This window comes from Streptococcus varani (assembly GCF_001375655.1).
Taxonomy (GTDB): Bacteria; Bacillota; Bacilli; order Lactobacillales; family Streptococcaceae; genus Streptococcus; species Streptococcus varani.
Window position 1 is genome coordinate 256,680 of record NZ_CTEN01000004.1, and the last position, 25,365, is coordinate 282,044.

General features: G+C 41.2%; 27 protein-coding genes. 4 read left to right on the plus strand and 23 right to left on the minus strand.

Annotation, left to right across the window (positions count from 1 at the left end; all coding sequences use genetic code 11):
• Positions 1-24: 24 nt before the first annotated feature.
• Positions 25-1,107, plus strand: a complete 1,083-nt coding sequence (locus tag BN1356_RS09880; RefSeq protein ID WP_093651224.1) for a DEAD/DEAH box helicase — start codon at positions 25-27, stop codon at positions 1,105-1,107.
• A 239-nt stretch (positions 1,108-1,346) separates the two neighbouring features.
• On the opposite strand, the gene BN1356_RS09885 is transcribed toward BN1356_RS09880, so the two are convergent.
• The 3 genes from BN1356_RS09885 to BN1356_RS09895 all read right to left on the minus strand — a co-directional run bounded on the left by BN1356_RS09885 (position 1,347) and on the right by BN1356_RS09895 (position 4,246).
• Positions 1,347-2,741: a polysaccharide deacetylase family protein gene (locus BN1356_RS09885; RefSeq protein WP_093651225.1), complete on the minus strand. Its 1,395-nt coding sequence runs from the start codon at positions 2,739-2,741 to the stop codon at positions 1,347-1,349.
• A gap of 148 nt (positions 2,742-2,889) precedes the next feature.
• A complete protein-coding gene (gene gloA / locus BN1356_RS09890; RefSeq protein WP_093651226.1) occupies positions 2,890-3,273 on the minus strand; it encodes a lactoylglutathione lyase in 384 nt (127 codons plus the stop codon).
• 277 nt (positions 3,274-3,550) lie between these two features.
• A complete protein-coding gene (locus tag BN1356_RS09895) occupies positions 3,551-4,246 on the minus strand; it encodes a phosphoglycerate mutase (protein ID WP_093651227.1) in 696 nt (231 codons plus the stop codon).
• Between the two features lie 213 nt (positions 4,247-4,459).
• Between BN1356_RS09895 and BN1356_RS09900 the strand changes: the two genes are divergently transcribed.
• The 3 genes from BN1356_RS09900 to BN1356_RS09910 all read left to right on the plus strand — a co-directional run bounded on the left by BN1356_RS09900 (position 4,460) and on the right by BN1356_RS09910 (position 8,363).
• A complete protein-coding gene (locus BN1356_RS09900) occupies positions 4,460-5,641 on the plus strand; it encodes an acetyl-CoA C-acetyltransferase (protein WP_093651228.1) in 1,182 nt (393 codons plus the stop codon).
• A gap of 238 nt (positions 5,642-5,879) precedes the next feature.
• A complete protein-coding gene (locus BN1356_RS09905; protein ID WP_093651229.1) occupies positions 5,880-7,040 on the plus strand; it encodes a hydroxymethylglutaryl-CoA synthase in 1,161 nt (386 codons plus the stop codon).
• Positions 7,041-7,103: 63 nt separating this feature from the next.
• The gene (locus tag BN1356_RS09910; RefSeq protein WP_093651230.1) at positions 7,104-8,363 is read left to right on the plus strand and encodes a hydroxymethylglutaryl-CoA reductase, degradative; all 1,260 of its coding nucleotides are present in this window, start codon (positions 7,104-7,106) and stop codon (positions 8,361-8,363) included.
• A 20-nt stretch (positions 8,364-8,383) separates the two neighbouring features.
• Here BN1356_RS09910 and BN1356_RS09915 read toward each other — a convergent pair whose 3' ends face one another.
• The 20 genes from BN1356_RS09915 to BN1356_RS10010 all read right to left on the minus strand — a co-directional run bounded on the left by BN1356_RS09915 (position 8,384) and on the right by BN1356_RS10010 (position 25,364).
• Complete coding sequence (locus tag BN1356_RS09915; protein ID WP_093651231.1) at positions 8,384-8,851, minus strand: GNAT family N-acetyltransferase; 468 nt, start codon at positions 8,849-8,851, stop codon at positions 8,384-8,386.
• A gap of 173 nt (positions 8,852-9,024) precedes the next feature.
• The gene (locus tag BN1356_RS09920) at positions 9,025-9,402 is read right to left on the minus strand and encodes a hypothetical protein (RefSeq protein WP_093651232.1); all 378 of its coding nucleotides are present in this window, start codon (positions 9,400-9,402) and stop codon (positions 9,025-9,027) included.
• Between the two features lie 36 nt (positions 9,403-9,438).
• Positions 9,439-9,759, minus strand: coding sequence for a role in replication (locus tag BN1356_RS09925; RefSeq protein ID WP_093651233.1), 321 nt, complete (start codon positions 9,757-9,759; stop codon positions 9,439-9,441).
• Between the two features lie 89 nt (positions 9,760-9,848).
• Positions 9,849-10,064 carry a bacteriocin immunity family protein gene (locus tag BN1356_RS12910; protein ID WP_281175844.1) on the minus strand — a complete coding sequence of 72 codons (216 nt, stop codon included), beginning with the start codon at positions 10,062-10,064 and terminating at the stop codon, positions 9,849-9,851.
• Between the two features lie 344 nt (positions 10,065-10,408).
• Complete coding sequence (gene smpB / locus BN1356_RS09935; RefSeq protein ID WP_093651234.1) at positions 10,409-10,876, minus strand: SsrA-binding protein SmpB; 468 nt, start codon at positions 10,874-10,876, stop codon at positions 10,409-10,411.
• Entirely contained in the window at positions 10,839-13,181 is a 2,343-nt protein-coding gene (gene rnr, locus BN1356_RS09940) for a ribonuclease R (protein ID WP_093651235.1), read from the minus strand. Before rnr ends, smpB begins: the two co-directional genes overlap by 38 nt.
• A 49-nt stretch (positions 13,182-13,230) precedes the next feature.
• Positions 13,231-13,467: a preprotein translocase subunit SecG gene (gene secG / locus BN1356_RS09945; RefSeq protein WP_093651236.1), complete on the minus strand. Its 237-nt coding sequence runs from the start codon at positions 13,465-13,467 to the stop codon at positions 13,231-13,233.
• A gap of 46 nt (positions 13,468-13,513) precedes the next feature.
• Positions 13,514-13,663, minus strand: coding sequence for a 50S ribosomal protein L33 (gene rpmG, locus BN1356_RS09950; protein ID WP_093651237.1), 150 nt, complete (start codon positions 13,661-13,663; stop codon positions 13,514-13,516).
• Positions 13,660-14,853: a multidrug efflux MFS transporter gene (locus BN1356_RS09955; RefSeq protein ID WP_483855123.1), complete on the minus strand. Its 1,194-nt coding sequence runs from the start codon at positions 14,851-14,853 to the stop codon at positions 13,660-13,662. Before BN1356_RS09955 ends, rpmG begins: the two co-directional genes overlap by 4 nt.
• A gap of 87 nt (positions 14,854-14,940) precedes the next feature.
• Positions 14,941-15,528, minus strand: a complete 588-nt coding sequence (gene coaE / locus BN1356_RS09960) for a dephospho-CoA kinase (protein ID WP_093651239.1) — start codon at positions 15,526-15,528, stop codon at positions 14,941-14,943.
• Positions 15,525-16,346 carry a DNA-formamidopyrimidine glycosylase gene (gene mutM, locus BN1356_RS09965; RefSeq protein WP_093651404.1) on the minus strand — a complete coding sequence of 274 codons (822 nt, stop codon included), beginning with the start codon at positions 16,344-16,346 and terminating at the stop codon, positions 15,525-15,527. Before mutM ends, coaE begins: the two co-directional genes overlap by 4 nt.
• Before the next feature lie 440 nt (positions 16,347-16,786).
• Positions 16,787-17,380: a histidine phosphatase family protein gene (locus BN1356_RS09970; protein ID WP_093651240.1), complete on the minus strand. Its 594-nt coding sequence runs from the start codon at positions 17,378-17,380 to the stop codon at positions 16,787-16,789.
• A gap of 8 nt (positions 17,381-17,388) precedes the next feature.
• Positions 17,389-17,859 carry an NUDIX hydrolase gene (locus tag BN1356_RS09975; protein WP_093651241.1) on the minus strand — a complete coding sequence of 157 codons (471 nt, stop codon included), beginning with the start codon at positions 17,857-17,859 and terminating at the stop codon, positions 17,389-17,391.
• A gap of 49 nt (positions 17,860-17,908) precedes the next feature.
• Complete coding sequence (locus BN1356_RS09980; protein WP_093651242.1) at positions 17,909-18,688, minus strand: alpha/beta fold hydrolase; 780 nt, start codon at positions 18,686-18,688, stop codon at positions 17,909-17,911.
• A gap of 89 nt (positions 18,689-18,777) precedes the next feature.
• The gene (gene era, locus BN1356_RS09985) at positions 18,778-19,677 is read right to left on the minus strand and encodes a GTPase Era (RefSeq protein WP_093651243.1); all 900 of its coding nucleotides are present in this window, start codon (positions 19,675-19,677) and stop codon (positions 18,778-18,780) included.
• 70 nt (positions 19,678-19,747) lie between these two features.
• Complete coding sequence (locus BN1356_RS09990; protein WP_093651244.1) at positions 19,748-20,152, minus strand: diacylglycerol kinase family protein; 405 nt, start codon at positions 20,150-20,152, stop codon at positions 19,748-19,750.
• Positions 20,133-20,630 (minus strand): rRNA maturation RNase YbeY, encoded by a 498-nt coding sequence (ybeY, locus tag BN1356_RS09995; RefSeq protein ID WP_093651245.1) that lies wholly within the window; start codon positions 20,628-20,630, stop codon positions 20,133-20,135. The genes BN1356_RS09990 and ybeY overlap by 20 nt, the downstream gene beginning before the upstream one ends.
• Positions 20,631-20,802: 172 nt before the next feature.
• Positions 20,803-22,026: a threonine/serine exporter family protein gene (locus BN1356_RS10000; RefSeq protein ID WP_176694271.1), complete on the minus strand. Its 1,224-nt coding sequence runs from the start codon at positions 22,024-22,026 to the stop codon at positions 20,803-20,805.
• Positions 22,027-22,104: 78 nt separating this feature from the next.
• Positions 22,105-22,809: an HAD family hydrolase gene (locus BN1356_RS10005; RefSeq protein ID WP_093651405.1), complete on the minus strand. Its 705-nt coding sequence runs from the start codon at positions 22,807-22,809 to the stop codon at positions 22,105-22,107.
• An 812-nt stretch (positions 22,810-23,621) separates the two neighbouring features.
• A complete protein-coding gene (locus BN1356_RS10010; RefSeq protein WP_093651247.1) occupies positions 23,622-25,364 on the minus strand; it encodes an ABC transporter ATP-binding protein in 1,743 nt (580 codons plus the stop codon).
• Position 25,365: the final 1 nt, after the last annotated feature.

Genomic DNA, 25,365 nt, shown 5'->3' on the forward strand with positions numbered 1-25,365 from the left:
ATAATTTCTGCAAAGGAAGCAAACATGTACCAAAATTTCCCAAAAAGTTGGCAAGACCAGCTTGAATCCCTCGGCTTCTCTCAAGCAACACCTATTCAAGAGCAAGCTTTTGAACCGATTTCCAAGGGTCGAAATCTCCTAGGAATCAGTCCAACAGGAACTGGCAAGACTTTAGCCTATCTCTGGCCAAGCCTCTTAAAATTGACCCCCAAAAAATCACAGCAATTGCTGATTCTATCTCCCAATACAGAATTAGCTGGCCAGATTTTCGAAGTCTGCAAGACTTGGGCGGAACCACTGGGTTTGAATACTCAGCTCTTCCTCTCTGGTTCTAGTCAAAAACGCCAAGTTGAACGCTTGAAAAAAGGTCCAGAAATCCTTATTGGAACTCCTGGACGAATTTTTGAACTCATTAAACTGAAAAAAATCAAAATGATGAATGTCAATACCATCATTCTCGATGAATTTGATGAACTATTCAGTGATTCTCAGTATCATTTTGTGGACAAGATTATCCATCACGTCCCACGTGACCATCAGCTAGTCTATATGAGTGCCACTGCTAAGTTCGATCTGGAAAAAATAGCGGAGGATCTTGAAACCATTGATTTGACCGATCAAACTCTGGACAATATTCAGCACTGCTATCTGATGGTTGATAAGCGTGACCGAATCGATTTACTTCGGAAGTTTTCCAACATTCCAGATTTCCGTGCCTTGACCTTCTTCAATAGCTTATCGGACTTGGGAGCTAGTGAGGATAAGTTGACCTACAATCAATCAAACGTCGTCTCCTTAGCATCTGATGTCAATGTCAAATTTCGTAAGGTTATCATTGACCGCTTTAAAAATAAGGAGCTTGCCCTACTTCTGGCTACCGATTTAGTAGCTCGTGGTATTGATATTGATAATCTGGAATGTGTCCTCAATTTTGAATTGCCGCGTGACAAAGAAGCTTATACCCATCGAGCTGGTCGAACAGGACGAATGGGCAAAGATGGACTGGTTATTACCCTTATCTCCAATCCTATGGACTTAAAGACTTTGAAAAAATATGCTTCTGTTACAGAAGTAATCCTTAAAAACCAACAACTCTATAAAGTTTAATAGCAAACGAATACTCAACGAAAATCTAAAGCCAATCAGTCAAAAGGACGGAGAAATATCTAGTGATAGGTAAAATGCTTTTAAAAAACATAGTTTTGATTCTCAAAGAGTACAAGAAAGTAATTCTTGGTAATTAGTCTATAGATTTGTGATAAGAAAAAGGTTTAGAAGCTCCGTTCTCATGACGGTGACTCTAAACCTTTTATTGTTTTATGGTCTTATCTAACAATCAACCTTCATTATTGAGCTGGTCTAGCAGTATCTCTATCATAGTAGATCATTTGAGGATTTAGATTAGTCCCTAACATGTCTGACAGAGTGCCTGTGGACATTCCTTTTTCTTGCAAGTACTGCAAAACTGACTCTAAAGAATCTGCAGTTGGTTGATGGATGTCGTGCATGAGTATGATAGACCCTGGACGGGTATTGGCTTTGATGACACCAAGGATTGCAGTGGCATTTCTACTTTTCCAGTCTAGACTATCAACTGACCAATACATGGCTGGTAATCCCATAGCTCCCATAACTGCCTTATTGACAGAACCATAAGGTGGGCGAACCATTAGCGGTCTATGGCCTGTAATTTGTTCAAGAGCCGATTGAGTTTGTTCTACCTCATGTTTGACCTGTTCTGGAGAAAGATTAACGAAGTTAGGATGACTCCATGAATGATTGGCAACCTGATGACCTTCTGCTACCATCCGCTTGATAAGCTCTTCATTCCCAGCAATATTTTGACCCAAAATAAAGAAGGTTGCTTTGGCATGATATTTCTTTAAGGTATCAAGGACCTGTGGAGTCGTTTTAGGATTGGGACCATCATCAAAGGTCAGAGCCACCATATTCTGTGCAGCTTGGCGGGCTTTCTCTGCTTGATAGGCCTCATAAGCCTGGATATCACTTTCCATTAAGTATTGTGTATTGACAAAATCAAATAAGTGAGCAATTTCCACAGATAAGTCCGTCATCCCCAGTTCTCCTTCTGGCAAATGCAAAATTACTCTACCAGCCTCATAGGTAAAATCAAGTGACTGCAAATCTACTGTTTCAAAAGCCAACACATACTGTGCAATCTGATCATCAGAAATTCCTTTAGCTTTGAGTTCATTTTTGAAGTGCTCTGACAAAACATGTCTTGCCTTATCTAAATTTGTTAATAAATCTGCCAGACTAAAGCGCTGATTGCTTGCATTTAAAAGAATAGATTGAGAAGTTCCCTTTTTTAAATGAGAAATTTTAAGACCGGATACTTTGTAGGCGTCCGTGCTAACCTCCGTTTTTCTGACATTTGGAATATTGGTGGAGCTATCAGAACTAGATATAAAGATTAATTCATGGATATTTCCAAGAGCTTTTTCTTGTCCAAAATCTTTTTTCACTTTTTGGTTAATTAAATTTTCTACAGCTGCAATACGATTTCCTTCAGAATCTTTAGGAAAATAGGCTGTGATATGGTAATAGCCAATGTTTCCAATCTGTATATCCTGATTTTCTTTGCGATTGCCTTCTGCTTCTTTGTTTTTGATGAAATTAGTAATTTCTCTATTTTGAAGAACGTGATATAAATAAAAACTGGATACACCAATCAAAGCAACTAGGACCACATTTAGCAATATTAAGAGGGTTTTCTTCATTCATTCTACTCATTCTTTCTTTATCTCAGACTATACTAGTATATTTATAGGAAGCTGTCAATTGAAAGGAGAATATTTTTTGGAAAAGTTTGTGTATTTCTGAACAATAAAAAAGGAAGCGATTTCGCAACCTTTTTTTAAATGGATTTTAGTCAGCTCGAATAACTTCAACACGGTATCCGTCTGGATCCGTTACAAAATAATAATGTCCTGGATTACCTGGTAAACCAGATAAATCCGTTGTTTTGTAACCCATAGCCTTATGTTTAGCATTGTCCCCTTCTAAATCATCAGAAGAGAGAGCCAAATGTGAAAAGCCATCGCCCACGACATAGGGACCGTGATCATAGTTGTAGGTCAACTCAATCTCGAACTCATCACCAGGAAGGGCCAAATAAACCAAGGTAAACTTATGTTCTGGATAGTCCTTCTGACGAGTTACTTTAAAACCAAAAGCCTCTTCATAAAACTTCTGCGAAGCTTGCAAATTTTCAACTCGCAAACAGGCATGCAACATTTTTAAACTGGCCATATATCTATTCTCCTTGAACTTGATAGTCTAAGTATATCACAAACAAAAGAGGAGATAAAAGAAAGAAACCTCCAATTTATGTAACTTCTTTCTATCCCTCGTTTTTGATTACAAACTCAAGGATCTAGAGTGTCTAGTAAACAACAGTTGTTTTCCTATTTTCGGACTCATGAAAAAAACGTCTACTGGACCAAAAAAGCTAGGACTTGCCTAGCTCTATTACCTCTCGTTTTTTATTTCCAACTCGAGGCCTCCAATAGTCCGCTGGACTATTGGACTACTCTCCACCGAGGTAGTACTCAGCAGTTACATTTAATTTTTCGTCAAATTCGAAAACAAGTGGTGGGAAGTTTGGAATTTCCACATCCATGATTTCATCATCTGACAAGCCTTTGATGTGTTTTACAAGAGCACGGATTGAGTTACCATGTGCACCAACGAAAACGTCTTTACCGTCCACCAAGTCTGGACCGATTTTATCTTCCCAGAAAGGAAGAGCGCGTTCCAAAGTAACTTTCAAGTTCTCTGCATTTGGAATCACAGAGTGATCAAGATGAGCATAACGACGGTCTGTATGAGCAGAATACTGATCATCTTCAGCCATCTCTGGTGGCAATGTATCATATGATCGACGCCAGATGTGAACTTGTTCATCACCAAATTCCGCAGCTGCCTCAGCTTTGTCTTTACCTGTCAAACCACCATAGTGACGCTCGTTCAAACGCCATGATTTTTCAACTGGTACCCAAAGTTGATTGGAAGATTCCAATGCCAAGTTTGTTGTTTTGATAGCACGAGTCAATACTGAAGTATAAGCTTTGTCAAACTTAATTCCAGCTTCTTTGATTAATTTACCTGCATCGATTGCTTGTTGAGTCCCTTTTTCTGACAAATCAACATCGGCCCAACCAGTGAAAAGGTTGGCTTTATTCCATTCTGACTCACCGTGGCGAGCAAAAACCAATTTTACCATTGTAAAACTCCTCTTTATAAATATTTACTTACAAACACTATTTTACCCAAAAACGGTAAAAAAAGCTAGTCTTACTCTATTCTGTGTGCGTTTTCATGACAATGCACAGAAAATCAGACCCCAGACCGAGACTATTTTCTCATTTTTTACTATAAAAATGGTATAATGATAAGGTTGAAATCAATCACTTTTAAGAAAGATTTAAAAATTGACATGAAAAAAGTTGCAATAGTCTCTGCCTACCGCTCTGCCATCGGTAGTTTTGGCGGAAGTCTAAAAGATATCAAAATAGCTGACTTGGGTTCTCACGTTTTGACTTACGCTCTAAGAAAAGCGAGTATTTCTCCCAATTTGGTAGAAGAGGTAATTTTAGGAAATGTCTTAGCTGCAGGACAAGGTCAAAATATTGCCCGCCAAATTGCTATCCAAGCCGGTATTCCTGAAACTTCTTCTGCTTTCGTGGTCAACAAGGTTTGTGGTTCAGGACTCAAGGCTGTCCAACTGGCTGCTCAATCCATTTTAGTTGGTGATCAAGACATTGTCGTAGCTGGTGGTATCGAAATCATGAGCCAAGCTCCTTATTTATCAAAAGAAAGTCGGTTCGGTAAAAAATTAGGAGGTATTTCCCTTGAGGATAGCATCTTAAGAGATGGCTTAACAGATGCTTTTTCTGATCAACATATGGGTATTACCGCCGAAAATATTGCTGAAAAGTACCAACTAACCCGTCAGGAACAAGATGCCTATGCTCTCTCCAGTCAGGAAAAAGCACTTGCTGCCATCGAAGAAGGTCGCTTTGTGGATGAAATTGTCCCTATTCCTGTCAAAATTGGTCGCAACGAGCTCGTTTTTGATACAGACGAATATCCTCGCCAAACTTCTCTTGAAAAATTAGCTGGACTTCGCCCAGCCTTTAAGAAGGATGGAACGGTTACTGCTGGCAATGCCTCTGGCATTAACGACGGTTGTGCTGTTTTAGTTCTGATGTCTGAAGAAAAGGTGCAAGAACTTGGCCTAACCCCTCTAGCCTATATCGAAGGGTATGCGAGTTCGGGGCTTGACCCAGCCTTTATGGGATTAGGACCCATTTCAGCTTCTCAAAAAGCCTTGGCAAAAATTGATAAATCTATTGCTGATATAGATCTTTTTGAAATCAACGAGGCCTTCGCAGCTCAGTCCATTCCTGTCCTATCTGAACTAGGCATTGACCCAGAGAAAGTCAATGTCAACGGCGGTGCTATTGCCCTAGGTCATCCCATCGGTGCCAGCGGTGCCCGCATCTTAGTCAGCTTGGTGCAGGAATTAAAAAAGAGAAACGGTCAACTGGGGCTCTGCTCACTCTGTATCGGAGGGGGACAAGGCATCAGCATGATTGTTTCGAATGCCAAACAATAAAAAAGACTTTAACCCTTAGATTTTTGGAGTGGACTTTACTAGAAGTTGCTCTAAAAAAAGATAATGGCTTTCATCTTGAAAGATTTTGTTACAGCTGACTACTTGACAGTCTTTCTCTCTGCATTTTAAAACTATTTTTACAATCAAGTGAGTCAGTTTTACCCTGGTGATATGGTACGAGGCGACCGTCACCAGATATCTTGCATGCGCCTTTGCATTTTATATAAAAGGATTACATATGAACATCGGTATTGATAAAATTGGCTTTTCGGCCCCAAACTATGTCCTAGACTTAGCAGATTTGGCCCAGGCTCGAAATATTGACCCTAATAAATTTAAACTCGGCTTACTTCAAAGCCAAATGGCCGTATCACCTGTGACTCAAGATATCGTGACACTGGGCGCTCAAGCAGCACAAGCTATTTTATCTGAAGAAGATAAGGCTGAAATAGATATGGTGATTGTGGGAACAGAGTCTAGTATTGACCAAAGCAAGGCTGCATCTGTCTTTATTCACGGTTTACTGGATCTCAATCCCTTTGCCCGCTCTATCGAAATCAAGGAAGCCTGCTACGGTGCTACTGCTGGTCTAGTTCTGGCTATGAGCCATATTGCCCAGCACCCAAATTCCAAGGTCTTGGTCATTGCTAGCGATATCGCCAAATACGGAATCGCTTCTGCCGGTGAGCCGACTCAGGGGGCAGGTGCCATTGCTATGTTGGTGACAGCTGATCCAGCTATTATGATTTTGCAAGACGACAATGTTTGTCAAACCCGAGATATCATGGACTTCTGGCGTCCAAATGATGACAAGTATCCACGCGTAGATGGTAAGTTTTCGACCGAGCAATATACAGATTGTTTGACCACGACTTTTGATCAATACAAGAAAAGAACGGGTAAGGAACTCGCTGATTTTGCAGCAGTTTGCCTTCATATTCCTTTCTCAAAACAAGGCTTGAAAGGTATACAGGCTCTAACTACAGAAGATGAAGAAACCCTAAATCGCTTATCCGAGCGTTTCCAAGAAGCCATTGTTTATAATAAACTGGTCGGCAATATCTATACCGGCTCCATTTTCCTCTCTTTGCTCTCACTTCTTGAAAATAGCCAAACGATAGAGGCGGGAGATGACATCCTCTTTTATAGTTATGGAAGTGGTGCGGTCTGTGAGATTTTCTCTGGTCGCTTGGTCCCAGGGTATAAAGAACATCTGCAAACGGATCGTCTCGAAAAGCTCAAGCAACGGACTCCTCTATCCGTCCAAGACTATGAAAAAATCTTCTTTGAAGAAATCCAGACGGACGAAAAAGGTAATGCTATCGACTTGCCAAAAGATGACGCAGCTTTTGCACTCATTGATATCCAAGATTTCAAACGCATTTATCGCAAAAACTAAAGCGGCCAAAGGGCTATCAGTTGGCAGACGTCAACTGATTTTTTCATATCAATAGGAGGTCCCATGTCAACATTTTCAGGCTTTTATAAAAAAACGCGTCAGGAACGGATTGAACTTCTAAAGAAAGAACGAAATTTGCATCCAGAAATGGTCAAAATTCTTCTTCAAGACCAAAATGTGCCAGAAGCCATCGCTGGCAAGATGGCAGAAAATCATCTTGGTACCTTTTCCCTTCCTTTCTCTGTGGTACCAGAGTTTTGGCTGGACGGAAACGAATATAGTTTGCCTATGGTCACTGAGGAGCCTTCTGTTGTAGCTGCCTGCTCCTTTGCTGCTAAATTCATCGGGCGTTCAGGTGGTTTTACCTCAGAAATCAAGGAACGTCTCATGATTGGCCAAGTCGCCCTCTATGATCTAGCAGATGTTGCACTGGCACAAGAAAAAATCATGCAAGAAACTGATACCATACTAGCGCTAGCCAATCAAGCGCATCCCTCTATTGTCAAACGAGGTGGAGGTGCTAGAAAAGTACGAACAGAAATCAAGGACCAATTTCTGATCGTCTATCTGTCTGTTGATGTGCAAGAAGCTATGGGTGCCAATATTCTCAATACTATGTTAGAAGGTATCGCGGATTATCTGGAAGCAATCAGCAAGGGTAAATCCCTCATGGCCATTCTTTCCAACTATGCCAGCGAATCTTTGGTTACAGCCCGCTGTAAAATAGCCATCTCAAGCCTGGAAACTAGCTCTGCTATTGCTCAAGAAACTGCCGAAAAAATCGCTCTGGCGAGTCAATTCGCTCAAGTAGATATCTATCGGGCAACAACCCATAACAAGGGTATCTTGAATGGTATTGATGCCCTAGCTCTTGCAACTGGTAATGACTGGCGAGCTGTTGAAGCCGGGGCCCATGCCTATGCTGCTAAAGATGGGCAATACCGCGGTCTCACTTCTTGGCAGATAGAAGACGAGTACTTGATTGGAGAAATGACCCTCCCTATGCCGATCGCCACAGTCGGCGGCTCTATCGGACTCAACCCAAAAGTCCAAGTAGCCTTTGACCTACTCGGTCATCCCAATGCACGAACTCTAGCCAGCTTAGTGGTAGCCACTGGTCTCTGTCAGAATTTTGCCGCCCTTAGAGCTTTGGTCACAAGCGGCATCCAACAAGGACATATGAAACTCCATGCCAAATCTCTAGCCATCCTAGCAGGTGCCAACGAATCGGAAGTGGATCCGATTGCCCAACAACTGCGCCAGGAAAAATACACCAATCTAGAAACAGCACAGCATTTGTTAGCTAAATTGAGAGAACAATAAAAGAGGCGATTGCCTCTCTTTTAGTCTAATCTTAATTCCATCCTGGTCTTTTGCGCTTGCAAACCCTGTTTTTCATAGAAGGCTTTTGCTGCTTGATTGTCATCCCAGACATCCAGTGTCAGGTTATGGCAGCCTTCTTTCTTGGCTAGTTCTACTGCGAAGTCATAGAGTTTTTGACCAATTTTCTGACCACGCGCTTTTTCCGCCACACAGAGATCCTCGATAAAGAAATTTTTAAATGGTTCAAGCAGAGAACTGTGAGTCTGGGTCTTCTGACAGAACATATGACCTAAGACCTGTCCCTCTTTTTCATAAACATAGATTGGAGTTTCAGGATTTTCCATCATCTCTGCTAAATCTACCGAAGAAAACTTCTGACCTGCTGGTCTAAAAATATCTGGTCTGGCTTTATGATGAACCAGTAAAATTTCCTGTAAAAGTTGGTTGAGAGTAGGAATATCTGCCACTGTTGCTAATCGAATGCCCATAATTGCCTCCATTTTCCCTTCATCATATCATATCTCCTTATTTTTGTAAATTTTATAAAATAGGTCCCAAGACTGATGCAAACGCTGAAAAATCCTTTATACTATAAGTGTATCCTAAAATTTTTCATAAATCTCCTGAAAAACCAGCCCACGTCGTGGGGTTGGTTTTTCGTTTATTGTGGATCTGATTTAGTCATAAGAAATACCAGCCGGATAAAAAAAAGAAGGACACTATTTGCCAGCATAAGAAATAAGTTCCCGTCCAGTCCTTCCGTAAGAAAGGCCAAAACTGTCACGAAGACAGCTATGGAAGCCAAAATTAGCTCAGCAATCTTTTTTTGCTGGAAAATCTGAAAAGAAAGCTGATTGATTTTAATCAGATAATAAACTAAGATAAGGTAGAACATATGAATAAGAGTTAAGACCATTAATCCAAAGCTGAAAAACATACTCTCATACCGTTGCGCTCCAAAGAAAAAGAGTAGAGCTAGAAAGGTCATCATAATACTAAATTTCTTACATTGATGAATCACCTGTTTTTGATTCTTCATTATTTTCCTCATCAAAAGTAGTCACAAAGCAAACACTCACTTAATTTGAACAATTTCATAGTCTCTCTGAAATCTCTTAGAGGAGACAACTTGGTGGTTGGTCCTATCTAAATAATCCCCAGGATAGCCCAGAACATACATGCCATATCCAGCAAATCCTCCACCAGCAGTTCCTGTTGCCCCAATCTTTAAATTTGCTGAGAGAGACGGATTTAACCCAGTCATTAGAATGCGGACATGTTCATCTAACCAAGATATATAATTTTTTTGAAATGCTTCTTTCACCCAATCTGGTTGTGGCTTATCCTTGCCAATTTCCCAGACATCAGCCACTTCGCCCTTGTAATATGCTTTCATCTTTTCCTCCAAATTTAAACCCAAAATGGTTTCCCTTAGTATCTCTACATAAGTAGAGCAAAAACCCTGTTTCCTAATCTTTTATCGATTTACCTGATAACACCATAGGCTATCAAACCCGCTGCAAGATTTTTCTCAAAGAGGCCTGTTGACATGATTTTCTTGTAGAAATCGCCAACTTCTTTGCTCAATGTTTTCTTGTGATTGATATTTTTCACAGCTTCTTGCCGTAAATGCTCTGCCAAAGTTTGAAGGGACCGCTCAAAATCACCGCCCTTTTCTACTTCATTCTTAAAATCAACCAGTAGTCACCTCTCGTCTTCTGATGTTTCAATATTTAAAATCAAGTTATAAACATCTGTTAACACATCTTCTTGCATCTTTTCTACCCCAATTTTCTCATCACCACTAAGATTGTAAGGTGAATATTCCTACAATTATGAAATATACAGTGTCAGTCTAGCACTTTGAAAGCTACTAAGCAAGTTCTAAATTATCTTTGAAATAATTTTTATAAATCTATTAGAAAATAAGTACACTTTTATCTGGATGGTATTTATTTAGATAAGTAAACAAATAGTTAAATACTGACGGTAGACAAAAAGGCTGAGATATTCTCAACCTTTTTTGCATTTACATAGCTGAAATCTCAGCGACTATTCATCGATTTAATGGTCCGTTTGAGGTCACGCTCTTGCTCGCGCCGTTTGATCGACTCCCGTTTGTCATAGTCGTGCTTCCCTTTGGCAAGACCAATCAAGACCTTGGCAAAGCCGTCCTTGATATAGACCTTGAGGGGAACTAGGGTCATCCCTGTTCCCTTGACTTCTCCCTCTAGTTGAGCAATCTGTTTCTTGCGCAACAAGAGTTTTCTTGTCCTTGTTGGGTCTTGGTTCCAGATATTGCCCTCATCATAGGGAGCGATATGAACGTTGACCAACCAAGCCTCGCCTTTTTTAATCTGAGCAAAACCATCTTTGAGATTGATTCTGGCTGCACGAACCGACTTGATTTCTGTTCCTGTCAAGACCAAGCCTGCCTCTACTGTATCTACAATACTGTAATCATGACGTGCTTTTTTATTTTGCGCGACGACTTGTCCTTCGCCCTTTGCCATTCTTGCCTCCTTTTTTGGCTACTTCCTTGTAAAATGCTTTTTTCTTATCCGACTTGCCAGATGACGTTTTCTTGTCCGTCTTTCTGGTAAATCCAGACTTCTTATCATCAGAAGATTTCCGATTTCTGCGGAAATTGTCGTTTTTCTCGCCTTTAATGGGCTTTTCCAAAATATCGACATCCGATGCTACATGGGCAAAGTCAATCTCCCCAGTCATCTTATCTGAACGCATGAGTTTGATACGAATTGACTGTCCGACACGGAAGACCAAACCAGATTTTTCCCCATGCAGACTGAGGGTCCGCTCATTATAGTGGAAAAACTCAGGTAGGTTGGTAATATGGATGAGACCTTCGACTGTATTTGGCAATTCAACAAAAAGTCCAAATTTGACCACACTTGAGACCACGCCGTCGAACTCTTCTCCAACAAATTCCTGCATGAACTCGGCTTTTTTCATAGACTCGACTTCACGTTCGGCCTCGATCGCTCGCCGTTCTAGGCTAGATGTTTGCTTGGCAATCTCTGGAATGACACTCTCGAAATGTGCTACTTTCTCATCTGTCTTGTTGCCATATTCGCGGACCATACGGTGGACCAGAAGGTCTGGATAACGGCGGATCGGACTGGTAAAGTGAGTATAGAACTCCGCACCCAGTCCATAGTGGCCATGATTGTGCTCCGAATATCGCGCCTGTTGCATAGAGCGCAAGAGCATCATGCTGAGGACTTCCGCATAAGGTTCATCCTTAACTCGCTCCATCAGGTCTTGTAGTGCCTCTTGGCTAATCGAATTCGCCGTTCCATAAACGGTCAAACCAAAACTAGTTGCGTAATCGATAAATTTCTGGAGTTTCTCCGATTTTGGTTCTTCATGGATCCGGTAGATAAAAGGCAATTCCAACTTGGCAAAGTGTTCTGCAACTGTCTCGTTGGCTGCTAACATAAAGGACTCAATCATCCGCTCAGCAATCCCCCGCTGACGCAGGACGATATCCACTGGTAGACCATCCTTATTGACCAAAATTTTGGCTTCACTGGTATCAAAATTAAGGGCCCCGCGACGAATCCGCATGGATTCCAAAGTGGCATGGAGTTTCGCCATCAATTCAACACTGGGCATGATTGCCTTGAAGTCAGCAATCTTCTCACTATCTCCCGCCAACATGTCATTGACATCCGAGTAGGTCATGCGGAAGGTGGTCTTGATGACAGATTGACCAATCCAAGACTTAACCACGCGCCCTTTTTGGTCAATCTCCATGATGGCTGACTGAGTCAGACGGTCCACATTTGGATTCAGAGAACAAATACCGTTTGATAAGCGTTCTGGCAACATGGGCACCACACGATCTGTTACATAGACAGAGGTTCCACGGCTAAGGGCTTCTTTGTCCAAGGCAGAACTCTCTCTTACATAGTAGGATACGTCTGCGATATGGACACCCAACTCTATGTTCCCATTTTTCAATTGCTTGATGTGAACAGCATCATCCAAGTCCTTGGCATCCGCCCCATCAATGGTGAAGGTGATTTCTTGACGCAAATCCAGACGCCCCTGCATGTCTTCTTCAGATGGAACTTCAGGTACACGATTGGCCTCTGCCAAAACTGCCTCTGGAAATTCAGAGACAATATCCATGGATTCCAAGACTTCCAGGACATCGATACCAGCATCATCTTTGTGACCAACCACTTCTCGCAGAGTTGCCACAAAGAAATCATGCTTTTTACTTGGGTATTTCTCGATATCCACCTTGATGATTTCTGTTCCAGTCAAGACCAATGGCGATTTTTTGACATAGATGGGCTGGCTGATTTTCTGATTTTTTGACTTGATGTAACCTGCATATTTTGGTTTTTCTTCATCCAAGATAAGAAGACCGACCGCTGTTTTCAGGGCATGCTCCAAGATATCAATCACCTTGGCTTCTGCAGCCGTTCCCTTCATACGGTCCGCCACCTTTTTGATGGTGACTTCTACCGTATCTCCTTCAATGGCGTGGTTGACATCATTGCGACCGACAAAGAGATCATCCTCTTCTGCATCGACTGTGACAAAACCAAAACCATTTTTATGGGCACGAAAAATACCCTTTATGGTAGGACTGTTTTTTTCTTTTTTGGGTGGCAAATCAACCTTACCATCACGCGTGAAAATTAATTCTTTGTGACTTTCCATCTTGGAAATGACTTTTACCAGACTGGTAAAATCTTTTGCTTTTAAGAAACCAAGGCGATCTGCCAATTGATCCATTGGGAGTGGACCGGTGCTTTCTAATACATTTTTAATTTCGTTTTTCATATTTTCCTTTACTATAAAAAAGAGCCAAGAACAAGTCTCAGCCCACTGTTTATCTACTTGAAATAATGACTAAGGCAAATGCAATCACTAACCATGCGAAGACCAAGATGCCGGTCAAACGTTGCATAACTGCTTCAAAGCCACGTGCTTTTGTGCGTTCAAATAAGGCACCTGAGCCTGCCGCATCAAAAACATTGCTGGATTGGTTTTTTGCTGGTTGCATGAAAATCACTACAACAAGGATGACTGATAAAATTAATAGGCTTGTTAATAGAACTTGATACATTTTTCTTTCACTTTCTTTGATAACTCATATCAGTATACCACAAACTTTATTTGCTTTCAATATGAAGGGTTACTTTTCTTTCTTTAGGGCAATATTTCAGGACCTCAATCTTGTCTGGATGAGTCTTACTGTTCTTGCTGGTCAGATAGTTTTTGCTTCCACACTGGGAGCACTGCAAATTGATTTTGACTCTCACGCGATTTCCTTAACTTTCACATAATTTCTAAAAATAATCATAGACCAGATAAAATTGATGAAAACTAGTCCTGATGTAACATAAAAGACCCAACGATATCCTAGGTAGGCTGCTACACTAGAACCCAAGAGCGGTCCTAAGACACTTCCCATGTAAGTAAAGGTCTGATTATAGGAAAAAATCCGGGCTATTCCTTCTCTGGGTGTCAACTTTGTCAAGAGAGAATTGATAGACGGCAACAATGCACCAGTTCCAAAGCCATAGAGGAAACGAATCAAGCCTAGCTGGAATGGAGTTTGGGCATGTGCAGAAAGGAAGTACATGATAAAACTGTAGAACAAAGCTAAGAGTAAAAGTCTATGATTACCAAGGCGATCACCGAGTTTACCCAAAAAACCTGAACTGAGAATAGAGGAAATCCCCATAGCTGAGGTGATGATACCTGCGACAAACATCAGATTATCTGTCTGCCCCAAATGACGAATGTAAAGAGCCATAATAGGAAGAATGGATTGAGCAGAAGCCTGAATAATCATGCTCGTTACAAAGAGGCCCAACAAAACTTTTCGATCTCTGATCCGAGCCAGTATATCCTTCATGGGTACTTCTTGACCAACCTCAATGGGGGTAAATTCCTCCCTAACCAAAAAGATGGTTAAAATCGTCAATACAAATAAGAGACACCCAACAATGAGAAAGACATTTCGCATACCAAAGCTGTCTGCCAAGAATCCTCCAAAGAGAGGGCCCATAAGATTTCCAGAGACTAGACCTGTCGAGAGTGTTCCCAGAGCGTAACCAGCCCGATGACGGGGAACTTGACTAGCAATCAAAGCCGTTGAATTTGGGATATAGCCCGCAAAAATCCCAGTTAATAAGCGTAAAAGCAAGAGCCAGCTAATGTTTGGTACGAAGGCTAAACCACCCATGGTAAAAAGCATAAAAGCTGATGCCCGAACCATCATGGGTTTATTGCCGTAACGATCCGCCAAATTGCCCCATATAGGAGACATGATAGCCGAAGCTAAGGCTGTGACGGATACAGCAAGGCCAGCGTAAAATTCAATATCTGTCCCTCTCACACCCAATTCTTCCACATAAAGGGACATAAAGGGCATAACTAGAGAAAAAGAGGCACCCGTCAAAAAGTTGCCCAACCAGGCAACTCTCAAATTTTGTTTCCAATCTATTCTACCAGTAATACAATCATCTTCTTTCCTACATATCTGTGAATAGTATAACACAAAAGGAGGAGAAAAACGGTATTTTCTCCTTACTTATACTTTTTGTAAAGCTGTATGGACTTGTTTTTTTAAGTCTTCGAGACTTCCATTGTTGTCCAAAACTAAGCTAGCATATTTTTTCTTTTCAGGAAAAGGCATTTGAGTAGCAATTCGAGCATGAGCCTGATCCAAGTTGTATCCATTTCGTTCCATAAGGCGTTTGATTTGGGTATCCTCGTCCACATAAACTAACCAAATTTGGTCAAACCAAGCCTGATAATCCAGTTCAATTAAGAGTGGAATGTCCATGAAAAAGACTTCTTCTGTCTCCGCCAAACAATCCCGTTGTTCAGCTAATTCTTGCCGGATGATTTGATTCTGCAAATCAGCAGATTTAGCCAAATTTTCAGAACTAGAAAAAATTTCTTGTGAAAGTTTGATTCTGTCCAACTGACCATCTGCCATCAAAATATCCTGACCGAACCAGCCAACCAAAGCCTGATAGAGTTTACCACCCTTGGCCTGCAAATCATGAACCACTGCATCTGCGTCAATGACCTTGTAGCCTGACCGACGGATTTCCTCAACAACTGTTGACTTCCCAGAGGCAATACCACCTGTAATTCCAATTATTTTTGTCATCTTTTTTGACACTTAGGACAGAAATGACTGCCCCTTCCTCCTACTTGAATCTTCTTTATAAGAGCTCCACAACGGGAACAAGTAAATCCAGCTTTACCATATACCTGCAAGTAATCTTGCATGCTACCATCTAAGCCTAGGGCGTTGCGATAGGTGCGGATGGTGGAGCCACCTTTTTCAATCCCCAGTTGCAAGATACGAATCGTCTCATCACGAAGACGCTTGATTTCAGCTTTTTTGAGTGAGCTAGCGACTCGCTCAGGATGTACCTTAGCGGCCCATAGCACTTCATCCACATAGATGTTTCCGAGACCAGCAACTAACTTTTGCTCTAATAAGAGGGGCTTAATGAATTTTTTAGACAAGAGAACCGAACGCTCAAATGGGGCTAATTTGAAGTCTTCTTTGGTCGGCTCAGGTCCTATTTTTTTGGATATGAAATAAGTCTCTTCTGCTGATTTGGCCAACAGTTCAAAGGTGCCAAACTTGCGGACATCCTGATACACTAAGGTCGATCCATCATCCAAGTTAAAGAAAAAATGAAAATGCTTGTTTTGTGGAACCTCATCTAAGAAAAGCAGATACTTACCCTCCATTCTCAGATGAGAAATAAGAATTTGCTTCCCGAAATCAAAAATCAAGTATTTCCCACGACGACGAATAGCCTCGATGGTCAAACCCATTAGGTCCAAAGCAAAGGTCTCACTATCTGTTTTAACCATCTTAGGCACGCGCACATCTACCGCTTGAATAGTCTTTCCAACCACCAAACGCTCCAATCCACGCCGCACCGTCTCCACTTCAGGCAATTCAGGCATCTTTTTCACTAGCTTTTCCGATCGGGTTCAATTATAACCCTTTCTCTTTTCCTTTCTACTTATTTTTTCAATATGAGGAGGTCATCAGAAATCCTGATTTCTGAAATGACCTATCTATTTTATAGAGCCTTTAGTCCGTGTTCAAAGCAAACACGAACTCATCCTTATCCTTTCTAATTATTTTTTGAAAATAGGATCGAGACAGAAAATCCTGATTTTCTAGTATCGGCATCTTTTTCACTAGCTTTTCCGCTCGGGTTCAATTACAACCCTTTCGCAATTCCTTTCTAACTTATTTTATCATTGACGAAGGTGACAAAAAACTTAGAGAAGAACGACTTTTTCTGAAACAATCATCTGGCAAGTTCCATTAACTTACCCAGTTCAACTAGGTGCTTCATTGCACCCCCAAAAAATTTGCGGATAGTTGCGTAATTCTTCTACACAGTTAATAAGGAAATCATATCTTCAATGTCTTTATCATCAAAAACTGTGAACGACGCATTCCCTTCTTTATATTTGGTCATCTTTGAAAAATCAGTACCATTCAGGGCAGACTTTAAAACCATAATATTAGCACCATGTGTCACTATCAAAACTTCGCTAGTTCCTTCTTCAGTCCCAGTAATCTCCGCTAAAACTTCAATGGTTCTCTCAAGTAAACTTTGGTAACTTTCACCGTTTGGCGGTACTGCATATCTTCTATTTAATTTCCATTCCGTAAATTCTGTACCATACTCTTTTGAAACTTCCGTCCAAGTTTTCCCTTCCCACTCTCCAAAGTTTATTTCTCTTAATTTAGATGTTTTAATTATTTGAACATTTAATTGTAAATTAATAGTCTCTGCTGTTTGAACTGCTCTAACCAAATCACTCGAATAAATTTTTGTAATCCGAAAATCTTTCATTAGCCGCTCCACTACATCCTCAGCTTGCCCAATCCCATTATGATTCAATGCGATATCTTGACTACCTTGGATCCTTCTTTCAACATTCCAATCAGTTTCTCCATGTCTCATCAAAATAAGCTTCATATCTTTACCTATCTCCCCATCTCAAACTGATTGGCAAAGTATTCCTCCAACATAAGGCGATGTTTGGTGGAGACTGAATCTAGTTGAGTAATTTCTTCTTGAGAGCAAAAACCTAATTTCAGCGTTTCTTCATTCTTGAAGTCGGCAATCTTAATATTACCAACAGCCTTGACCTCATAGAGAAATACAATGGTTTGAACCTTGTCTCCATTTGGATAGATTTCTTCAAAATTACTGTAGAGATTGAGAAAACGAAGAGGCTCTACTTGAATACCCGTTTCCTCAAAAAATTCCCGTTTGCAAGTATCGACCGAAGATTCTCCCAGTTCCATAGCCCCACCTGGGATAGCCCAGGTTTTCTTATCGCCTCTGAGTTGGAGAAGAATTTTTCCCTCACTGTCAGCCAATATACCACCTGAAAAATTCAGGATAACCTTATCCTGCCCGACTTTAGATCGGATGTAGGAAATATAGTCCATGAATCAAATACCTTTCTTTTTTTGTAATCAATCGATTAAGCCTACTATTTTACATTAATCGCTGTAATCTTTCTGGGAATGTGGCCCCCTGAAAAAAGTACCTTACCAATTGAATATGAGTTTGCACATCGCTGAAAAGCCAAGCATGACCCTTTTTTGGATAGACTCCAAACTCTGAAAACGAGTTTTTCTGAACCAGAAACCGATGTGATTGATGGATTTCTTCTGATTCCTTTTGGCCAGAAACAAAGAAGACTGGATTGTCAAAACTTCCTTCTATCCTAAGCCTAATAGCCTGAGACATGGCTCTTCTAAAAGATTTTCTGGTCGTGCCTTTCATATCCCTTATGAAGAGCTCATAATCTTCTTGAGGACCTCCATCTGCTTTCATCATTTTGACCATCATATTGGTAACCATTTTGCTGTTTTTAAAAAGGGAGGCAAGATAGACACCAATGATAATTTTGCGATAGCCTTTAATAGGCTGGTGGCTGGCTCCATCCACAATCACCCTATCTATCAGTTGACTATGCTTCTCCAAGAGTTTGAGAATAAGGGAAGCGCCCAAAGAGAGTCCTACAAGATGGGGTTTGCCGTGCACCTTGCTCTTAATGATTTGAACCAGCAAATCGGCCACATCATCAAATGATGTCCACTCAAGACCATAACTGTCACCATGACCAGGCAAATCAACTGTGATACAGTGAAAATCACTTTGAAGCGCCCGGATATGGTGCTGCCACATGTGACTGCTGGAACCAGTAGCATGCAAAAAGAGAATGGTTTGAGTATTGGTTTGACCGTATTCTTTAACGGAAAGTAGTTCCATTGCATTTCTCGCTTTTTATCAAGTGGGAGCTTTAAATCTATAAGAAAAAGGTCAGATGATAACCTCCTCTAACCTTAATCAAGGTATTTTTAATACTCTTTAGGATTATAGCCAAAGTCAGCCAAGTCCAGCTTTTTGTCGCGCCATTTTTTCTTGACTTTGACCCAGGTTTCAAGGTAGACTTTATCGCCTAGCATAATCTCGATATCCCTTCGGGCCATTTTTCCAATTTTCTTGAGCATGGCGCCTTGTTTACCGATGATAATGCCTTTTTGGCTATCGCGCTCCACCATGATAGTGGCACGGATATGGACCTTATCACTTTCCTCATCGCGTTTCATAGATTCAACGACTACCGCAACAGAATGGGGTACTTCTTGTTCCGTCAACTTGAGGATTTTCTCCCGGATCATCTCGGATACCAAGAAGCGTTCTGGATGGTCGGTGATCTGGTCATCTGGGAAATATTGGAAACCTTCTTCCAAGTTTTCCTTGATCAACTCCATGAGGCGATTAACATTATTGCCTTGAGTAGCAGATATCGGGACAATTTCTTTAAAGTCCATCTGACCTCGGAAATCGTCAATTTGTTCCAAGAGTTGGTCAGGGTGAACCTTGTCAATTTTATTGACCACTAAAATAACTGGAATCTTAGCTGATTTCAGGCGTTCAATAATCATATCATCACCCTTGCCACGTTTTTCGTCGGCAGGAACCATGAAAAGTACTGTATCAACTTCTCGCAAAGTGGAATAAGCTGATTCTACCATATAATCGCCCAGGGCTGTTTTGGGTTTATGGATACCAGGTGTATCAATAAACACAATCTGTTCTGCCTCTGTCGTGTAGATGCCCATAATTTTATTACGGGTAGTTTGTGCCTTGTCCGACATGATGGCAATTTTTTGCCCCATTACATAATTTAAAAATGTTGATTTCCCAACATTTGGTCGACCTAAGATGGCTACGAAGCCCGATTTAAATGTCATATGTTTCTATGATAGGAAACTTGTCTTGTTACTGCAAGCTCACTATCTTCCCTTTCAATTTTTACTGTTTTTATTTTAGAATGAATTGCCAAATCTTTGGAATAAAGATAATCAAGCCAGTCAAGACGGCATAGCCGGAGGCTACTAGGACGGCACCTGCCGCCATGTCTTTTGCATTTTTTGCCAACATAGAAAAGTGATAGCCACTGGCCAAATCCACTACATTTTCAATGGCGGAGTTGACAATCTCAAAGATGACGACCAAAAAGATGGCCAGGAGTAGGAAGAGCCATTCAATAGCAGAGATTTGAAAAATCAGTCCGGTAAGCATAGCTAAAATAGCTGAAACCATGTGCTTACGCATGTTGCGTTCTTCCTTAAAGGCTGTCAGTACACCGGTGATGGCAAACTCCATGCTGGTGACCAAATCTCTGTTTTTCCACTTCTTCTGTGGGTTATTGTCTCTTAAGTCCATAAGTTGTCAAAATCTCTTCCTGTAAGGTGAACATTTCTTTTTCTTCCTCTGGGCTATAGTGATCGTAGCCATTGATGTGAAGAAAGCCGTGTACTGCTAGGAAGCCCATCTCCCGCTCAAAGGAGTGGCCATAATCTTCTGCTTGCTCGCGAGCTTTATCTACTGAGATGAAAAGCTCACCGATGAAACTGTCAAATTCATCCAGCATCTCTATCAGCTCTGGATTTTCTACCAAATCTTCCTCATCAAAATAAAAAGGCATTTCTGGCTTGTACTCTAAGCTGATAACATCTGTAGGACGGTCAGTCTCCCGATACTGCAAATTCAATTGATGACTGCGTTCATTGGTCACAAAGGTCACAGCCATTTCTTTTTTTTCCTTACCCAATTTTTCTGCTGCAAAATCTAGTAAATCTTGGGTTTGCTTCATCATTTCTGGAGAAACTTGACCAGTTTCATCCACCATTTCTACATACATTGTTCCGTTCTTCTTTCACTAACATACTCTGACCTCATTATATCATAAAAACTAAAGGAAAGTTAAAAAAGTCAAGGACTCCTATCTCCTTGACGCTATTTTTAATTTCTATTCTTTAGAGCTCAACAAGAAACAGCAAGCTTTAGAAAAAACCAACTTTACTGACCTTGGTTTATGATTTTCTTGGAAACAATTTCATGGGAAATTGTTGCACAATGATGATGGCTAGGGCAATTGTAAAAGCCGTTACAAAAGAGGTTCGCAAGTATTCCATAGCCAAGTCATTCGACCCCGTTAATAGAAAATAGACTGCTCTGTAGAAACTGATGCCAGGAATAAGGGGAAACATACTCGTTGATAGAAAGATAGAGGCTGGTGATTTTCGTTTAACTGCCAAGAAACGGGAACTAAAAATGACTAGTAAACTAGATAAAAAAATAGCCACGACATCAAAATGACTCCAGTCCAGCAATAAGAGATAGAGCATCCAAGTAGTACCACCCAGTAAGCCTAAATCTAAAAAGAAACGTTTGGGTGTTGAGTAGAGCAGAGAAAAAGAAATGGTTCCTATGCCCGCCATGAGTGATCGCTGGAGGAGGATCCCAATTGTAGGAGCTGAAACTGAAAAGACACCGGTCATCTGGTCTGCAAAGGGCAGAGCTTCAATAGTTGCTGCTACTCCAACTGAAATGGAAATACAGGTTAAGAGAGCAGATACCATCAAGGATAGGCCTGTCGCATAGTTATTTTGAGAAAATTCTCGTATAGAATTGACAAAAAAGGCACCTGGGACCAGAACCATGAGAGCTCCTAAAATAATCAGACCTCGGTATTCCCCGATTCCCACTAAATGCATGAGATTGACAGATAAGGTTGCAACAATACTACCAATAATCGTCAGAATCAAATCTGTTTTAATGAACCGATGGACAAAGTGTAGACTGACTCCAATAAGCAAACCCGTGACAGCAGATACCAGAGAGTCTTGCCAACTACTCCCTAAGGCGAAAGCAAAAGAGCCTGCACCAAGAAAATAAGCGAACAGTCTAGGCAAGGCTGCGTAGTCATTTTTATTATCTATAGCATTCAAGTCTTCAATAAGATCATCCGCCGACATATTTTTTTCAGCAGAAAGACGACGAGAAAGTCGATTGATTTCTTCTAACTTGCGAAGATTAACAAAGGTTTCTTTAGTTGTATTAACTTTAGCTTCTGAAAAACCATTCTGATTCAAGGCCGATGCAAAAATCCCACGGCTAATTACAAAGACTTCAAACTTTGCTAATCCGAAAGCTCGAGCGATATGAAACATGGTTTCCTCAATGCGGTAAATTTCAGCCCCACTCTCCATAAGCAGACGACCAGCTAATAAGGTCGCTTCCAACTCTTTTTCGATACTGCTTTTATTCAATGCTTGGTCCATCTTTTCCTCCTTATTGATTATTCAGAGACTATCCATACTAGATATGAGCTTCTATTCTAAAAATTCAGACACAATCCATTCTTTGATGGATGCTAGATCTTTGACAGTTTTATCTGGAGTTAAAACCTGATTTTCGACTAGCCGCTCACGATGATTGTACCAGATGACTTTCCAACCTGCTGCCTTAGCTCCGATAACATCATTTTCATAGGAATCACCAACATATACCACGTTCTCAGGCGGCAAGTGCAGACGACCTTCCATGAGTCTGAAAATCTCTATATTAGGCTTAGTGATGCCAACTTGACCAGAAATGATAATCAAATTTTCAGGAATCCATCGACTTAATTTTAGAGATTGAATCTTTTTGAGCTGATGCAAATGAGGACCATTTGTAATTAGTCCGATTTTGAGATTCTTTTCTTTGCAAAAAGCAAAGAGTTCCTGAGCGCCTTCTGTCAGTTCCAAATGTCCCTGATTGTAGGCATAGACTTGCTGAATCTCAAGAGCGGTCTCACTTGAAACCCTCATCCCTATATCCGCAAAAGCTGCCTTCATTCGATAAGTGTACATGTCTTTCATAGACATCTCTCCGGAAACCGATTCTTCAAAGACCTCATCAGCTCGATAGCGAAAAGCAATATAAAGAGGCTCCATGAGCTCGTCAGGAATTTCCAAAAATTGTCTGACCGCCCGCTCAAATGGCTGAATCTGATTGTAAAGAGTATCATCTAAATCAAAAATAATGGCTTTCATGAAACTATTGTAGCATAAAAAAATGGTCCGGGGGACCATTTTTTCATGAGCTTGAGAACGAAGAAGCGAATCATGGTCCGGGGGACCATTTTTTCATGAGCTTGAGAACGAAGAAGCGAATCATGGTCCGGGGGACCATTTTTTCATGAGCTTGGAAACGAAGAAGCGAATCATGGTCCGGGGGACCATTTTTTCATAAGCTTGAAATCGAAGAAGCGAATTGGCTCCGGGGGACCATTTTTTCATGAGCTTGAAAACGAAGAAGCGAATTATGGTCCGGGGGACCATTTTTTCATGAGCTTGGAAACGAAGAAGCGAATCATGGTCCGGGGGACCATTTTTTCATGAGCTTGAAAACGAAGAAGCGAATCGGCTCCGGGAGACCATTTTTCATGAGCTTGAAAACGAAGAAGCGAATTATGGTCCGGAGGAGTAAAATAATCCAAGTAAGTACTGGGCTCATACTCTGTGAAAATTATGACATCTATAAAACTATGATTATTCCTTTTTCTTTTTATAGTGGAATGAATTAGTATGTTTAAGACTAGATGCAAAGGTTCAGGCAGCTTAAACCGTCTGCGAATAGATTGTTTGAACTTGGAAATAGAAGGAACCAAGCTTCTCCCAACTAGACTAGAGCCTGCCGATAGTGACAATCTATCAAACTTTATTCAAGTGACTGTCTTTTTCGTTTTCTTTGAATCTCATTGTATCCTAATTGTTATTTTCAAGTTCGTAACGGCTAAAGACAATAAGGAACATAGGTTGCGTAAGTGCTAAAAAACTCCCGAGTTCCCCCGGGAGTTCCTGCATTACACCTTCTGCTGAATCTTTTGCATTTCTGCATAGCGGCCGCCTAATCGCATGAGTTGGTCATGATTGCCGCGTTCGATGATTTGACCCGCATCCAGTACCAAAATCTGATCTGCATTTTGGATGGTAGAGAGTCGGTGGGCAATGATAAAGGTGGTTCGTCCTTTCTTGACCACTTCCATAGCTTTTTGGATAATTTCTTCTGTTTCCGTATCAATGTGAGAAGTTGCCTCGTCCAAAATGAGAATCTTAGGATTGGCAATCAGGGTTCTCGCAAAGGCGATGAGCTGTCTTTCTCCACTTGAGAAGGCAGAGCCTTTTTCCACAACTGGCTCATAAATCCCCTTGTCCAAACGTGCCAACATAGCCCCAGCACCAACTTTTTCTAGTGCCTGGACAACCTCTTCATCCGAATAATCATCCTTATCCATAGTTACGTTAGAGGCAATTGTGCCTGTGAAAAGATACGGGTCTTGAAGAACAATCCCCATCTGACTGCGAATGCTTTCTCGAGAAAAGTCCGAAATCTTCTGACCATCGATGGTAATCTGGCCTTCTTGAGGATCATAAAAGCGATAGAGCAAGTTCATAATGGAAGATTTTCCTGAACCCGTATGCCCAACCAAGGCTACTGTTTCTCCGTGATTGGCATGAATGGAAATATGTTTCAGAACCTGATGTTCACCATCATAGCCAAAACTAACGTCGTCAAATTCAACCACTCCATCTGTCACTTCCAATGCTGCATCCGCATCGACTTCCTGCTCTTCATTGAGCAACTCCATCAATCTCCGACCTGTCGCTAAAGACCGCTGAATGTTCGGTAGCTGTCGTACCAACATGCCCAGTAAGTCAAACAGCGTGGTGATATAATTGATATAGATAAAAAGCTGGCCAGCTGTTACAGCTAGATTGCCACCCAGAAATTGGTAGCCGATAAAGGTCAAAATTCCTGCAATGACTGTATATTTCAAGAGCTCCGTCAAAGTCCAGGAAGCAATCGAGTCGACCAAGACAACCCGATCATCTGCGGCACGCATCTTACCCGCTACCTGATCAAAGTTCTTCAACACCCCTTCTTCCTGATGGTAAAGTTGGATAATACTCGCCCCACTCATGGTCTCATTGACCAAGGTATTGACATCACTTCTGGCATCATAAAAGTCCTTCATAGGCTTATCGGTAGCTTTTTTATACAGAACCTGAAGACCATAGAAAATCGGCATGAGCAAGAGCAAGATCAGACCAACCTTCACATCCAAGGTCATCAGCACCCCATAGATGAAGACCACTTGAATCAGAGTAATGACAATCTGTGACAGGAGAGTATTGTAAAACTGATTGCGCAAGGTTTCTGTGTCGTTGACAATTCGGGTCGCAATCTTCCCAGCTGGCTTGTCATCAAAATAGGAAATCGGCAGACGTTGCATGACCTCATAGGCGCGATTACGCAGATTGGTGACCACCTGATTAGCACAAGCAATGAGGACACGAAAGGAACCATAGCGAAAGAGTCCCGCAAAGACCAAGAGCCCCATATAAATAGCTAGTTTTCTCAGAAAATCAGCATGATGCAAGACCAAGCCATTGGATAGGCCTGTCAAATCTTGGTCAATTATATTTTTTAACAGTAAGGGAGCCAGCTGACCTCCTGCTGTTGCAAGCAAGAGAAGGGATAGGCCGGCTATAAAAATGCCCTTAGCATGCTTTAGTTCTTTTAATAACGATAAAATAAGGTGCATC

Coding starts and splice junctions, on each gene's coding strand:
- secG (WP_093651236.1), bottom strand. CDS start 13,467: ATGTATCAAGTTCTATTAACAAGCCTATTAATTTTATCAGTCATCCTT.
- BN1356_RS09970 (WP_093651240.1), bottom strand. CDS start 17,380: ATGAAGCTTATTTTGATGAGACATGGAGAAACTGATTGGAATGTTGAA.
- BN1356_RS09975 (WP_093651241.1), bottom strand. CDS start 17,859: ATGGACTATATTTCCTACATCCGATCTAAAGTCGGGCAGGATAAGGTT.
- BN1356_RS09880 (WP_093651224.1), top strand. CDS start 25: ATGTACCAAAATTTCCCAAAAAGTTGGCAAGACCAGCTTGAATCCCTC.
- BN1356_RS09915 (WP_093651231.1), bottom strand. CDS start 8,851: ATGGGCATTCGATTAGCAACAGTGGCAGATATTCCTACTCTCAACCAA.
- gloA (WP_093651226.1), bottom strand. CDS start 3,273: ATGGCCAGTTTAAAAATGTTGCATGCCTGTTTGCGAGTTGAAAATTTG.
- mutM (WP_093651404.1), bottom strand. CDS start 16,346: ATGCCTGAATTGCCTGAAGTGGAGACGGTGCGGCGTGGATTGGAGCGT.
- BN1356_RS09910 (WP_093651230.1), top strand. CDS start 7,104: ATGTCAACATTTTCAGGCTTTTATAAAAAAACGCGTCAGGAACGGATT.
- rnr (WP_093651235.1), bottom strand. CDS start 13,181: ATGAAAAACGAAATTAAAAATGTATTAGAAAGCACCGGTCCACTCCCA.
- BN1356_RS09980 (WP_093651242.1), bottom strand. CDS start 18,688: ATGGAACTACTTTCCGTTAAAGAATACGGTCAAACCAATACTCAAACC.
- BN1356_RS10010 (WP_093651247.1), bottom strand. CDS start 25,364: ATGCACCTTATTTTATCGTTATTAAAAGAACTAAAGCATGCTAAGGGC.
- smpB (WP_093651234.1), bottom strand. CDS start 10,876: ATGGCAAAGGGCGAAGGACAAGTCGTCGCGCAAAATAAAAAAGCACGT.
- BN1356_RS09885 (WP_093651225.1), bottom strand. CDS start 2,741: ATGAAGAAAACCCTCTTAATATTGCTAAATGTGGTCCTAGTTGCTTTG.
- BN1356_RS09920 (WP_093651232.1), bottom strand. CDS start 9,402: ATGAAGAATCAAAAACAGGTGATTCATCAATGTAAGAAATTTAGTATT.
- BN1356_RS09905 (WP_093651229.1), top strand. CDS start 5,880: ATGAACATCGGTATTGATAAAATTGGCTTTTCGGCCCCAAACTATGTC.
- BN1356_RS09990 (WP_093651244.1), bottom strand. CDS start 20,152: ATGGACTTAAGAGACAATAACCCACAGAAGAAGTGGAAAAACAGAGAT.
- BN1356_RS09895 (WP_093651227.1), bottom strand. CDS start 4,246: ATGGTAAAATTGGTTTTTGCTCGCCACGGTGAGTCAGAATGGAATAAA.
- ybeY (WP_093651245.1), bottom strand. CDS start 20,630: ATGTATGTAGAAATGGTGGATGAAACTGGTCAAGTTTCTCCAGAAATG.
- BN1356_RS09925 (WP_093651233.1), bottom strand. CDS start 9,759: ATGAAAGCATATTACAAGGGCGAAGTGGCTGATGTCTGGGAAATTGGC.
- coaE (WP_093651239.1), bottom strand. CDS start 15,528: ATGACAAAAATAATTGGAATTACAGGTGGTATTGCCTCTGGGAAGTCA.
- era (WP_093651243.1), bottom strand. CDS start 19,677: ATGACATTTAAATCGGGCTTCGTAGCCATCTTAGGTCGACCAAATGTT.
- BN1356_RS10005 (WP_093651405.1), bottom strand. CDS start 22,809: ATGAAAGCCATTATTTTTGATTTAGATGATACTCTTTACAATCAGATT.
- BN1356_RS09900 (WP_093651228.1), top strand. CDS start 4,460: ATGAAAAAAGTTGCAATAGTCTCTGCCTACCGCTCTGCCATCGGTAGT.